The following is a 12270-nucleotide window of genomic DNA, read 5'->3' as shown; positions in this document are numbered from 1 at the left end:
GGCGCGGTCATGGCGCCGCCTGCACCTCGATCGTCACGGTGTTCGACCGCACGCCGTTGGACTCGATATACACCTCGTACTTCGCCGGCTCCTTCGGCAGCCCCACCTGCGCCGCCAGGTCGGTGCTGAACTGCGTGCCCACGCTGATGCCCGGGCTGATCGGGATGCCCTTGGGCGGGCGCGAGCTGGCGATCTCGTCGACCTCGACGCCCGGCGGCGGGCTGCGGCGCTTGTACTCGTAGGCCACGCCTTCGTAGGTCTTGCCGGTCAGCGTGTCGACCGCCACAAAGCGCGGCAGCTTCTGGTCTTGCGAAACCGGGATGATGCCTTGGGCGCAGACGGGAATCACCAAGGCGCCCGATGCCTGCGGCCGCACGCGGGCGGGCGCGGCGATGTTCAGTTGGTCGTCGCTGCCCTGGTTGGGCGGGATGCAGGCATGGTCGCGCACGGTGCCGATGGGCGCGGTGGCGAAGGCGGGCGGGTCGATCCAGTCGGTATTCATGGAAGCGGTCTGGGTAGCGGATTGGGAGGGAGCGCGCGGACCGCCCACGGTCCGCGCCGACGCGGGCGCGGCGGCCAGCGCGGCCGCGAGCAGCAGGGCCAGGGCCGGCGCCAGTCGGCGCCGGCCGTCAGAACGACGGCCAGCCATTGGACATGTCCACTTTACGCACGGCCTTGGCGCAATGGACGCAATAGCGGATGCTCTGGCAGTCGCCGCCGAACATGACGCAGGCGCCGGTGTGGCTGGGATCGGCCTGGCTGGCGGGCAGGCCGAAGTGGCAATGGTTGCCGAACTGGGAATAGAAGAACGGGCCCTTGTCGAGCCTGGACGAATCCATGTCGGCTTCGTCCGGATGGGCCTGGGCCCATTCCGGGCCGCTGGGAACCATGCCGATCAAGTGGCCGATCTCGTGCACCAGCGTTTCCTGCTGGTAGTTCATGGTGACCGGCTCGAAGGGCGACAGGGCCGCGACGCACAGCAGGTTGGTGTCGTAGAAGGCCGCGCCGGCGGCGGCGCTTTCCATGAGCCGCACGCGCAGGATCAACCTGCCGGTGGCCGGTATCGGCAGCAGCCCGGCCAGGCGGATATTGACGGCATGGCAGGCCTTGGGCTCGGCCGGATCGTAGGGCAGCGGCGTCAAGCGGTCGCGCGCGACAGGCACGCGCCGCACCCCCGCGGCCGGGTCGGTGTATTCGAACAGGCATTCCAGGAACCAGTCGACATTCGGCTCGATGTTGTGCCAGAGGAAGCTGACGTTGCCGTCGGCGCTGACGAACTGGACTTCCTTGTCGGGCGCGCCGGGGCCGGCGCTGGCCTGCACGTAGATCGGCTGCACGGGCAGCATCGACGCCAGCCGGTCGACGTGGCAGACCACGATGGTGTAGGGCGCGTGCGAGGGGCCCTGCGAACGGGGATAGACCGAGCCGGCCAGTTGGCGCAGGCGCGCCTCGCCGTCTTCGGTGAAGACGTCGGAATTGGCATCGCCGGGAGTGCTCACCGGCGGCAATTGCAGCACGTCGACGCCATGGCGGGCGTACTCGGTGGCGGTCGGCTGGAAGCCGTGCGGACGCGGCAGCGCTTCCGGGCCGGGCAGCATGATTTCCTGCAGATACAGGCGCCGGACGGTTTCAACCACTTCGGTCGAGATGATCTGGTTCTTGTCGTTGATCACTTCGAACAGGTAGGTGTTCAGGCCGGCGGCCGGCAGCGCGATGTCGTCGACGGTCTTGGTGCCATCGGCGTCCGTGACGTAGCTGTACGTGCGCTGGGTGGGTTCGCGGTACAGGGGTTGGCGGCTCTGTTCGCGCGCCGAATACACGGCGTTGCCGGGGCGCGGGCTGACCTTTACGGTGAAGCGGTGCTGGCCGGCCTTATTGAATTTCACATGGATCTTGGGCTTGTTGGTCTGGCGATCCAGGCTGTTGAGCGCCTGGCCGTCGTTCCAGCGTTCGGAAGGCTCCGTCAGGTTGACGTATTGCAGTTTGGCGCCGTTGCGGGCCCGGTAGGCCGACGGCGTGGCTGAGGTCGGGGCCGGGTCCGGCGTCGCGCCGGCGTCCTGGCCGGCCGGCCGCGCGGCGGTTCCCGGCAGGCTGATGCCCGCCGCTTCCATCACCCGCTTGGCCAGGCCCGGATAGGGCGAGTTGGCCACCGCCGGGATGTTCATGATGGTCTCGGCCACCTTGGGCAAGGTGACGCTGGAAATGCTGGGCGATTGCAGGATGGCGCCCACCACCGTGGGCACCGCCGAATCGGTCAGGCCGGGCGTGCCGAGGATGGCGCCGGCCACCGCCGGCAGGTTGCCCTGGTTGACGTCGGGCATCGACAGCAGGGTGTTCACCGCGGAACCCAGCGCGGCGCCGCGGTCGCCCAGGGCGCCCATGGCCTGCGTCATTACCGGCCCGATGGCCGCGCCGACACCGCCGCCGCCCGCGGCCGTCAGGCCCGAGGCCGCCGACAGCGCGGAGGCGGCCGAAGCATTGCCCATGGCGCCGGCGGCCTGCGCGGCCACGCCGGTGGCCGACGACGCCATGCCGGCCGCCTGCGCCGCCACGCCCGGCGACGATGCCGCCGCGCCGGAGGCTGCGCCGGCCGTGCTCGCCGCGGCGCTCGCGCCGGAAGCGCCGGACAGCATGCCGGCGGCCTTGCCGCTCAATGCGGCGGCTTGCGAGGCCATCGCGGTGGCCTGGTCCGCCATCGGGCCGGCCTGCGATACCGCGCCGGCCGCATCGGCCAAGCCGGCGGGCATCGGCGCCGCGCTGGCAAGCGCGCCGCCCATCAACGAAGGCGTGGCGCCGCCCATCAATGAGGGCGTTGCCGATCCCAGCGCCGATTGCGCCATGCCGCCGGCTCTGGCGGCGGCGCCGGACACCAGGCCCGAGCCGGCCTCGGTCACCGAGCCCATGGCCTTGCCCGCCATCGCGCCCAGGTCCTGGACCGGCTTGAGCGCGGCGTTGGCCATGGATTTGGCCTTGTCCACCATGCCGGACGCGGTCTGCGTCGCGCTCTGCAATCCGCTGGAGACGGCCGTTGCGCCGCTGGCCAGGGTGGCGCCCAGGCCGCCCAGCATGGAGCCGCCGCCCGTCGCGGTGCCCGCCGCCGGGAGCGCGGCGCCCGTTGCCGCGGCATCGGCCGCGCCCGCGGCGTTGAGCGCCTGGCCGGAGCCATTCAGGGCTTGCAGCAGCGCGTTCGGCCGGTGCACCAGTTCCGCCGTCACCAGCATCGGATCGCCCACCTGGCTCGAGGGCAGGGCCGGCAGGGCGGCCGCGTCGCTGGCCGGGCCGATCAGGTTGTGCGAGGCGCCTTTGACCGAGAACATGCCCGGCCCCTTGAAGACAATGTCGCCGCCGTCCATCACGATGGCGCCGCCGGCCGCCTGCAGGGTGATGCGCTGGTTGGCCAGGATCTCGATGCTGTCGGTGGTGGAGGTGATGGTGATGTCCTGCCCGGCCAGCATTTCGAGCATGTCGGTATGGGCCTGCAGCGATACCGGCGCGTTGGCGGCGATGGCGCGCAGGCCGCCATCCTGCACGAACAGGCTGGTCGAGCGGCCGGAAGCGCTGGCGAAGGTCTGGCGCGCGGCGATGTGGCCATCGGCCTGGGCGGTGACGTGCAGGTTTTCGCTGGCGTGCAGCACGGCCGAGGCCGGTGTCGCCAGGTTCATCGACGAAGGCGCGTCGATCAGCATCCGGGCCCCGTCGATGCGCTCGACCGGATCGCTGCCGCCACGCTCGCCGCCGGCGGCCTTGACCGCCTGCTGGCCGCCGACGCTGCCGGGATAGCGGCCGTCGGCCTTGGGATCGACCGCCTTGATCAGGGCATCGTATTGCTCGTTGGCCGCCAGCGGCCGCGCCTGGCGCTGGGTGGCGGCGTCGTTGATGCGGCCCGCCGCGTTGCGCGCGCCCCGCAGCAGCGCCAGGGCCTCCTGTGCATCGGCCTGGGTCGAGCGCGCGCCCTCGCGGGCGTTGGCCGACAGCAGCATGCCCTGGCCCGAGCGCACGACGGTCCAGGCGTCCGAGCGCAGCTCGAAACCGCTGCCGCGCCATTCGCCGCGCGATGCGTCATCGGCGGACTGCTTGACCAGATAGCCCAATCCCAGCTGCGAGGCGGCGATGGAGCTCGACAGGCGCGTGCGCACCTGGCCGGCGGTGTCGTCGAACAGCCACTGGCTGTGGCCCTGGCCGTCCAGGCCCTGGCTATGCCAGCCGCTGAGCGTGCCGGGATGATTGGCCTGGCCATCCACGCCCGCGCTCCATGGCGGCAGGTCGCTGTCGTTGTAGAGCTGCGCCACCACCACGGGCTGGTCGATGTCGCCGTCGAGGAATTCCACCACGACTTCGGTGCCCTGGCGCGGCAGGTGATGCGCGCCCCAGTTGGGGCCGGCCTGGGCGCCGGCCACGCGCAGCCAGGTGCCGGAGCGATCGTCGCCCGGCGCGTTGCCGGCGTCGTCGCCGTGGCTGCGGTGGCGCAGGCCGCCCGGCAGCGGCCGCTCGCCGCGTTGCCACGGGAACTGCACCTTGACGCGCAGGTCGCGGCCGGTCGTGATGCTGGCATCCTGCGCCGTCACCACCAGGGCGGTCACGCCCTCGGGCGCCGTCGGCCGGGCTCGCCAGGCGGGCAGCAGCGCCGCGGCGGCCGGCTGGGCAGTGAAGTCGTTGCGGTAGGCGCCATGCTCCAGGTCGGGGGCGGCCAGCGCCTGGGCGGCCTGGCTGCCCAGGTTGTTGGCGGCCTCGTGCTCGACCCACAGCAGCGTGTAGCGGTTGCCGCCCAGCTCGTCGCCCGCCGCGCCCGCACCTTGCGCGTAGCGGTCGTGCTGGGTCAGCGCGAAGACGTGGCCCGGCATCATCTGGCGGGCGCTGCCGCCGCCCTCGAAGCGCAGCGCGCGCGCCTCGTGCGCCTGCAGCCCGCGGTTGGCGAGCTGTTCGGCCGCGGCGTCGTCCGGGTGGCGGCCGTGTCCGTCGTAGTCGTAGTCTTCCAGCGGCGGCAGCGCGCCGGCGTCCAGCGCCGATTCGGCATGGGCGCCGTGCGCCAGCAGCGTCCGGTCGTTCCAGGCGACGCGGGTGACGGCGTTGGCGCGGACCTCGCGCGCCGCGCCGAAGCGCGTGACGCTGTCTTCGGATTCGGTGGCGTCGCTGCGATGAAAACGCAGCGAGGCGGCGGGGTTGGCCGGCTGCGCGGCGCGGGCATCGAACACCACCAGGCGGTGGCGCGCGCCGCCGCCGTCGGCCTTGCTGTCACCCTGCTGGTGGTCGAAGCGGAAGCTCAGCCCGGCCTCGGCCATCAGCCGCAGCACGAAGTCCAGGTCGGTTTCCCGGTACTGGGTGCGCACCGGGCGCGGCGCCAGCGGTTCGGCGATGTCGAAGGCGAACGCGGCCAGCGGGTAGTCCGCGAACACGTCGGTCAGGATATCGGTGACCGACTTGTCCTGGAACACGAAGCTGTCGCGCCGCAGCCGCAGCGTGGCCAGCCAGGGCGCGGCGTGCAGGCGGTAACGCGCCAGCCCGCCGTCGGCGCCGAGCGCGTCCACGCCTTCCACCACCGCATGCCAGCGCCGCCGTCCGCCGTCGGCCAGCAGCAGACTGACGCTGATCTCCTTGCCCAGCAGCGGTTCGACGTCCAGCTCGGCCGACGCGGACAGGCAGTCCAGGGTCAGCGCGAACAGTTCCGAAACGCCTTCGCGCAGGCGCAGGCGTTCGACGACGAGCGCTTCGCCCAAAGGCGTTTCGACTTGCAGCAGGCGGGCGTTCTGGGACAGCACGGCGACATCCAGACTGCTGTAGCCCGCGGGCGGGGAGGAACGATCGATCATGGTGCGTGGCGGTGTGCGTGTGCCGTCAGGGCAGCGAGATGGTCAGGTGGGCGGCGCGCGGGCCGAGCTTGACGATGTCGTGATACGGCGCCATGGCCGTCTGCATGTCGCCGTTCAGGAAATGCGCCATGCCCAGGTAGGCCAGCAGGCCCAGCAATGCGAACAGCGCGCCGATGCTCCACAGCGGCACGTCGCGCTTGAGCGTGTGGGCGATCTTGTCCGGCAGCGGCCAGTGCGGCGCGAAGCCGGCGCGCTTGCCGCGCAGCAGCGCGATCTCGTCGCCCAGGCGCGCGGTCAGGTAGCCCAGCTTTTCCTGGCCCTCGATCATGTACTTGCCCTGGAAGCCCAGCAGCAGGCACATGTAGAACACCTCCAGCGATTGCAGCCGCGGCGCGCCCTGGGCGCGCAGGTCCTCCAGGCGCGAGAAAAAGTTCTCGCCGGCCAGCTGCTCGCCGAACAGCGTCAGTTGCAGCGGTTGCAGCATCCAGGCGTCGCGGATCGAGAAGCCCGAATTCAGCACGGTTTCGTCGACCGCCGCGCAGAACGCATACTTGGTGGCGTAGACGTCCTCGGCCGGTATGTCGAGCTTCTTGGCGCTGCGCTCGAAGTCCGCCAGGAACTGCTGCACCCGCGCCGAGAACGACGCGGCGCTGGCCGGTTCCTGCCCGCTCTTGAGCAGGAACAGCATCAGGAAGCCGTCGTACAGCAGGTCCAGCAGTGACTTGGCGGGGCGCGATCCGTAGAAATCGGCGGCGCGCGGCGGGAGCGAGGCGGCGGGCATCAGAGAGGGCGCGGCGGTGTTCATGGCGGGCTCTGTCAGTGGATGTCGGGGTGGCGTCGGGAAGGGGCGGACAGGGCGCGCGTCAGCGGGTGACGGCGATCAGGTCCAGTTTCAGCTCGGGTATGCCGGACGGCGCGTAGATGGCAATGCTGCGCGCCTGCAGCATGCGGTCGTACAGCGAGCCGCGCGTCTGCAGGGTGAAATAGCAGGCGCCCGGCTTGACCGGCACGGCCGGCGGCACCTGTGGCGTGTAGGCCAGTTGCACGCCCGGCATGGCCGACAGCACCAGCTTCTCGACATCGTCCGGCGCGCCGACCTTGAAGCGCAGCGGCACCGTTTCGGCCAGCTCGCTGGCTGGCGTCGCCGCGGACACCGACAGGTACAGCGCGGTGGTCTCGTCGAGTTTGTCGGAATCGAGGCGGCCCACGTGGAACGAGGGGCGCAGCTCTTCCAGCACGATGGAGAAGTAGCGCGTCGAGATCACGGTGTCGAGCAGGTCGCGCAGGATCGTGTCGAGCTGCGCGAAGGCCGCGCCGGGTTGCTCGTGGCGATACACCGGCAGGTCGGCCAGCGTGTGCACCTTAGAGAACGTCATCAGCGCGCCGGCCAGCCGCAGCATCTCCTGGAACAGGCGTTCCGGATGCAGCTGCGGGTTGTGGAACAGGTGCGACAGCGCCGAATAGGCTTCGTTGGCGGTGTGCAGCAGCCAGAACGAGGCCACGTCGCCCGAGCGGAACTCGATGATGTTCTTGTTCGGCTCGCGATGGAAACCGTACAGCGCATTGACCTTGGCCTGCAGCGCGTCCAGCAGGCGGCGCAACTGCTCGAACAGCGCGCCGCAGGCCTGCACCGTGAGGCTGGGCGCGATGAAGCCGGTGTCCAGCTCGTAACCGGCGCTGGCCGTGCGGCGCACGCGCGCCACCGGGATCGTCAGCAGCGCATCGCGCGGCTCGTGTTCGGACAGCAGCCGCACGTTCTTGCGCAGGAACGCCAGCTCGGCGGTGCTGGCATTGGTGTAGAGGTCGGGAGCGGGGCTGTCCTGGTGCGCGTAGCGGGCATCGAATCCCTGCGCCTGCTGCGCGTCGCGGTAGTTGCCGCCGATGTCCTTCATCGGATGCAGGGCCAGGTAGAACACGGCCTCGCTGGCGCCGTCCAGCCCGTCCAGCGCCACGGCGGGCGGCAGGTCGTCGTTGTGCGGCGCGTTGTAGATTTCGCCGTCGGGGAAGATCGCCGACAGTTCGGTGGCGCGCAACATGCCATTGGCGAGCGCGGCGGCGTCGAAACGCGCGGCGCGCAGGCCCCACGAATACGGATGCAGCGCGCGGCTCATTTCCGCCAGGCGGGTCTCATGGTAGGCGTCCTGGCGCTGAAAATGCTGGGGCCGCAGGAACAGGCCCTCTCCCCACAGGATCTTCGCTGAATAACTCACGTTGGCGGGCTCTCGTTATTGACTATCTATATATATGAAGAGGACGTTGCGGTGAACACGCGCGGCTCGCGCCGGAATCAGTTCGGGCATTGCAGGGAACCGAGCCGGGACGGATCGAACGCGGGCATGCCCGGCGGCAGCACGATCTTGCCGGTGGCGACCGTCATGGCGCAGGCATGCGCGCCCAGGACGATGCCGGTGTCTTCGACTTCCTTGACCTCGAACACGTATTTCCAGCGCTGCGGCGCGGGCGCGTAAAACAAGGCGGCAACGGCGATGTACGCGGCGCCTTTCGGCACCTTTTCGACGTTCTCGAAACGCTGGCCTGGCGTCAGGGTGATTTCGCGCGACGCGATGAGACTGTCGCCCAATGCCGCCTTTTCCTGCGCAGTATCAACCAATTGAGTGAGCGGCGCGCGCTGAAATGCCTCGGCATTCTTCAAATAGTATGCTTTCGTAACGACGGCGGTTGGCTGGCCGCTGCTCGCATTCAAATTTTCTCCGGCGTGTATCGCCAATTTCACATCGGTGGGCGCATTCGGGTCCTTTTTCAGGCCCGCCGCATCGAGCGCCGTGCCGGTGATTCCGGCGACCGCGCCAAGGGCGGAAACCGCCGCACAACCATTAATGACGGGCACTGCCGCGATGAGCATCGTGGCCGCCAAGCATCGCGATAAATTGAGATGTTTTGACATGGCTCTTTATACCGGATGATTGCGACAACATACAGATGACGGCACGTTGCACGACATTTCGACGCAAGTTACATGACGTAATCCTCTGTAGTGGTGTACTAACAAAAAGTTGTTGAAATACGCGGCCCTTGGTTACATCAGACACGTGCCCAAAAAATGCAACTTTCCCGGTATTTCCTCATAGGTGGCATGGTGGCGTTAATGGCCGGTTGTGCCACCACCAACAAGCCCCAGACGGACGCTGAATACAAGCAGTCGATCACCCAGGCCACCGAGACGCTGGCCAACAAGGGGGGCGACGAGGCCGTGGCCCAATTCCAGGAGATCGCGCAGCGCAACCCGTCGCGCGGCGAACCCTGGTCGTACATCGCCAAGATCCGCTTCGATGAGCAGAAATACGGGGAAGCGATCGTTGCCGCCGACGAAGCGCTGAATCGCGACTCGAACGACTTCACCGCCAAGACCGTGCGCGCCGTGGGCGGCCTGCGAGTCGCCATGCAATCATTGGCCGACCTGCGCGCCGACGCGCTGCTGGCCGGCAACGCCCGCAGCGACGCGGTGGCGCTGGCCGCCGCCATGCGTGAAACGCTGGGCCAGGACGTGCTGTTCCCCGAGGGCCGCAAGCCGCCGCGCGGCGGCGGCACGCGCCCGCCGCCCAAGCCGCGCAACGACAGCGCAGCCGCCACGGGCACGCCCGCCGCGGGCACCCCCGCCACCGGTACGGCGGTGACCCCTTCGGCCGGCACGCCGGCCGCCAACGCCGGCGCCGCGGCCAAGCCGGCTCAATCCGGCGGCGCCACGCCGCCGGCCCAGACTTCTGCCCCTCCCGCGGGCCGCGCGCCGGATCCGTTCGGCAATCTCCTCAAACCCTGATCGGCCCGCCGGACCCGGCTGGCCGGGACCGCTCGCCTTCGTCAATACGCATCCGCTTGGAGCCCCCATGGCTAAGAAAGAAAGCGTTCAGAAAAGACTCCAGAAAGTACGCCCGCCGCGCGTCCAGTTGACCTATGACGTCGAGAAGGGCGACGCGATCGAGCAGAAGGAACTGCCCTTCGTCGTGGGTGTGGTGGGCGACTTCAGCGCGCAGTCGGAAGCCGAGCTGCCGCGCCTGAAGGACCGCAAGTTCGTCAATATCGACGTCGACAACTTCGACGACGTGATGCGCGGCCTCGAGCCGCGCGCCGCGTACCGCGTGAAGAACCGCCTGACCGACGAGGGCGGCACCTTCGGCGTCGACCTGAAGTTCCGCTCGATCGAGGACTTCCGCCCCGAGGCCGTGGTGCAGCAGATCGAACCGCTCAAGGAATTGCTGGAGATCCGCACCAAGTTGGCCGACCTGCGCAACAAGCTGGCCGGCAACGACAAGCTGGAAGACCTGCTGGGCGAAGTGCTCAGCAGCACGGAAAAACTGCAGCAACTGACCAGCGAAGCCGGCAAGGACGGCAAGGGAGGCAGCAATGAGTAATTCCGCCGCCGCGCAGAACGCGGCCGCCCCGGCCGCCGCCGACTCGGGCCTGCTCGACCAGATCGTCGAGCAGAGCCGGGTGGCCAAATCCACTGCCGAACACGATCGCGCCAAGGACCTGATCGGCGAACTGGCGCGCGAAGTCATGAAGGGCACCGTGGTGGTGTCGGACAATCTGTCGGCCATGCTCGACGCCCGCGTGGCTGAGCTGGACCGCCTGATCTCGGCCCAGCTCAGCGAAGTCATGCACGGCGCCGAGTTCCAGAAGCTCGAAAGCACCTGGCGCGGCCTGCATTACCTGTGCCAGGAAAGCAATACCGGGCCGATGCTCAAGATCAAGGTGCTCAACGTCACCAAGCGCGACCTGGTGCGCGACTTCCAGACCGCCATCGACTTCGACCAGAGCCTGATGTTCAAGAAGGTCTACGAGGAAGAATTCGGCACCTTCGGCGGCTCGCCCTTTGGCGCGCTGCTGGGCAACTTCGAGATCACCCGCCAGCCCGAGGACATGTACTTCATCGAGCAGATGTCGCACGTGGCCGCGGCCTCGCACGCGCCGTTCATCGCCTCGGCCTCGCCCGAGCTGCTGGGCCTGGACAGCTTCGCCGACCTGGGCCGCCCGCGCGACCTGGCCAAGGTGTTCGACACGGTCGAATACACCAAGTGGCGCAGCTTCCGCGACTCCGAGGACTCGCGCTACGTCGGCCTGACCATGCCGCGCTTCCTGGGCCGCCTGCCGTACGACCCGAAAGAGGGCACCTCGGTGGAAGGCTTCAATTTCGTCGAGGACGTCGACGGCACCGACCATGCCAAGTACCTGTGGTGCAACGCCGCCTGGGCCTTCGGCGCACGCCTGACCGCGGCCTTTGCCGACTTCGGCTGGTGCGCGGCGATCCGCGGCGTCGAAGGCGGCGGCCTGGTCGAGAACCTGCCGACCCACACCTTCAAGACCGACGATGGCGAGATCGCGCTCAAGTGTCCCACCGAAATCGCCATCACCGACCGGCGCGAGAAGGAACTGAGCGACCTGGGCCTGATCCCGCTGGTGCACTGCAAGAACTCCGACTACGCGGCGTTCTTCGGCGCGCAATCGGTGCAGAAGGCCAAGAAGTACAACACCGACAGCGCCAATGCCAACGCGGTGCTGTCGGCGCAGTTGCAGTACATCTTTTCGGTGTCGCGCGTGGCCCATTACCTGAAGGCCATGATGCGCGACAAGATCGGCAGTTTTGCGTCCGCGCAATCGGTCGAGAGTTTCCTGAACCGCTGGGTCTCGCAGTACGTGCTGCTGGACGACAACGCGAACCAGGAGCAGAAAGCGCAATTCCCCCTGCGGGAAGCATCGGTGCAGGTTGCCGAAGTGCCGGGTCGTCCTGGCGTGTTCCGGGCCGTGGCGTTCCTGCGGCCGCATTTCCAACTCGACGAGCTGTCGATTTCCCTGCGTCTGGTGGCGGAACTGCCCGCCCAGGCCCAGAAATCGTGATGACCGTCTGATCCAAAGCTATTAACCGGAGAGTACTTTAATGAAGGACATCTACGTCAAATTCGGCAATCCCGCGCTCAAGGGCGAGTCCCAGGACAAGGATCACCCGGACTGGATCGAAGTGGGCTCGTGGCGCCACGAGATCATCCAGCCGCGGTCGGCCACCGCCTCGACCTCGGGCGGCCACACCGCCGAGCGCACCGAGCATGGCGAAATGGTCTTCACCAAGGACCTGGACGTGGTCAGCCCGCTGCTCTACCAGCACGCTTCGGGCGGCACGACCTTTGACGAAGTGACCATCGACTTCCTGCGCGCCGACGGCGAAGGCAACCGCGTCAAGTACCTGGAAATCAAGCTCAAGTACGTGATCATCTCGCGCGTCGCGCCGGAAGTGGTCAGCGAAGGCCTGCCGCACGAATCGTTCTCGCTGAAGTACGCCGCGGTCCAGTGGAAGTACACGCAGCAGAAGGTCGGCGGCAACCAGGGCGGCAATTCCCAGGGCGCCTGGAGCCTGACCAAGAACGACAAGACCTACTCGGTCTGATCCCGACCGCGCGGCAAGGCGAAGGCCGCGGCTCGTCCCCGGGCCGCGGTTTTCCTGAAAGAGGTC

The 12270-nt window shown here is 68.5% G+C and carries 9 protein-coding genes; 4 read left to right on the top strand and 5 right to left on the bottom strand.

Translation table 11 applies throughout. The annotated features are described in order from the left end of the window. Nucleotides 1-7 precede the first annotated feature (7 nt). The 5 genes from AT699_RS16160 to tssJ form a co-directional block, all read right to left on the bottom strand. On the bottom strand, nucleotides 8-649 hold the full coding sequence (locus tag AT699_RS16160) for a hypothetical protein (RefSeq protein ID WP_024069118.1): 642 nt from the start codon (nucleotides 647-649) through the stop codon (nucleotides 8-10). Further along, nucleotides 630-5807, bottom strand: a complete 5178-nt coding sequence (locus AT699_RS30985; RefSeq protein WP_081247871.1) for a type VI secretion system Vgr family protein — start codon at nucleotides 5805-5807, stop codon at nucleotides 630-632. Before AT699_RS30985 ends, AT699_RS16160 begins: the two co-directional genes overlap by 20 nt. 25 nt (nucleotides 5808-5832) lie before the next feature. Beyond that, nucleotides 5833-6612: a type IVB secretion system protein IcmH/DotU gene (gene icmH / locus AT699_RS16150; RefSeq protein ID WP_024069116.1), complete on the bottom strand. Its 780-nt coding sequence runs from the start codon at nucleotides 6610-6612 to the stop codon at nucleotides 5833-5835. Nucleotides 6613-6670: 58 nt separating this feature from the next. After that, the gene (gene tssK, locus AT699_RS16145) at nucleotides 6671-8017 is read right to left on the bottom strand and encodes a type VI secretion system baseplate subunit TssK (protein ID WP_024069115.1); all 1347 of its coding nucleotides are present in this window, start codon (nucleotides 8015-8017) and stop codon (nucleotides 6671-6673) included. Between the two features lie 77 nt (nucleotides 8018-8094). Continuing rightward, complete coding sequence (gene tssJ / locus AT699_RS16140) at nucleotides 8095-8712, bottom strand: type VI secretion system lipoprotein TssJ (RefSeq protein WP_223308493.1); 618 nt, start codon at nucleotides 8710-8712, stop codon at nucleotides 8095-8097. 156 nt (nucleotides 8713-8868) lie between these two features. Here tssJ and AT699_RS16135 point away from each other — a divergent pair, with 156 nt between their 5' ends. The 4 genes from AT699_RS16135 to AT699_RS16120 all read left to right on the top strand — a co-directional run bounded on the left by AT699_RS16135 (nucleotide 8869) and on the right by AT699_RS16120 (nucleotide 12204). Continuing rightward, nucleotides 8869-9585 (top strand): outer membrane protein assembly factor BamD, encoded by a 717-nt coding sequence (locus AT699_RS16135; RefSeq protein ID WP_232254223.1) that lies wholly within the window; start codon nucleotides 8869-8871, stop codon nucleotides 9583-9585. 67 nt (nucleotides 9586-9652) lie between these two features. Next, nucleotides 9653-10177 carry a type VI secretion system contractile sheath small subunit gene (gene tssB, locus AT699_RS16130; protein ID WP_006384072.1) on the top strand — a complete coding sequence of 175 codons (525 nt, stop codon included), beginning with the start codon at nucleotides 9653-9655 and terminating at the stop codon, nucleotides 10175-10177. Beyond that, on the top strand, nucleotides 10170-11660 hold the full coding sequence (gene tssC / locus AT699_RS16125) for a type VI secretion system contractile sheath large subunit (RefSeq protein WP_020928026.1): 1491 nt from the start codon (nucleotides 10170-10172) through the stop codon (nucleotides 11658-11660). The genes tssB and tssC overlap by 8 nt, the downstream gene beginning before the upstream one ends. Nucleotides 11661-11700: 40 nt before the next feature. Further along, a complete protein-coding gene (locus tag AT699_RS16120) occupies nucleotides 11701-12204 on the top strand; it encodes an Hcp family type VI secretion system effector (RefSeq protein ID WP_006384074.1) in 504 nt (167 codons plus the stop codon). Nucleotides 12205-12270 lie beyond the last annotated feature (66 nt).

The organism is Achromobacter xylosoxidans (assembly GCF_001457475.1).
Lineage (GTDB): Bacteria > Pseudomonadota > Gammaproteobacteria > Burkholderiales > Burkholderiaceae_B > Achromobacter > Achromobacter xylosoxidans.
Note: the sequence above shows the minus strand (reverse complement) of the source record. Positions and strands in the feature narration are given on the sequence as shown.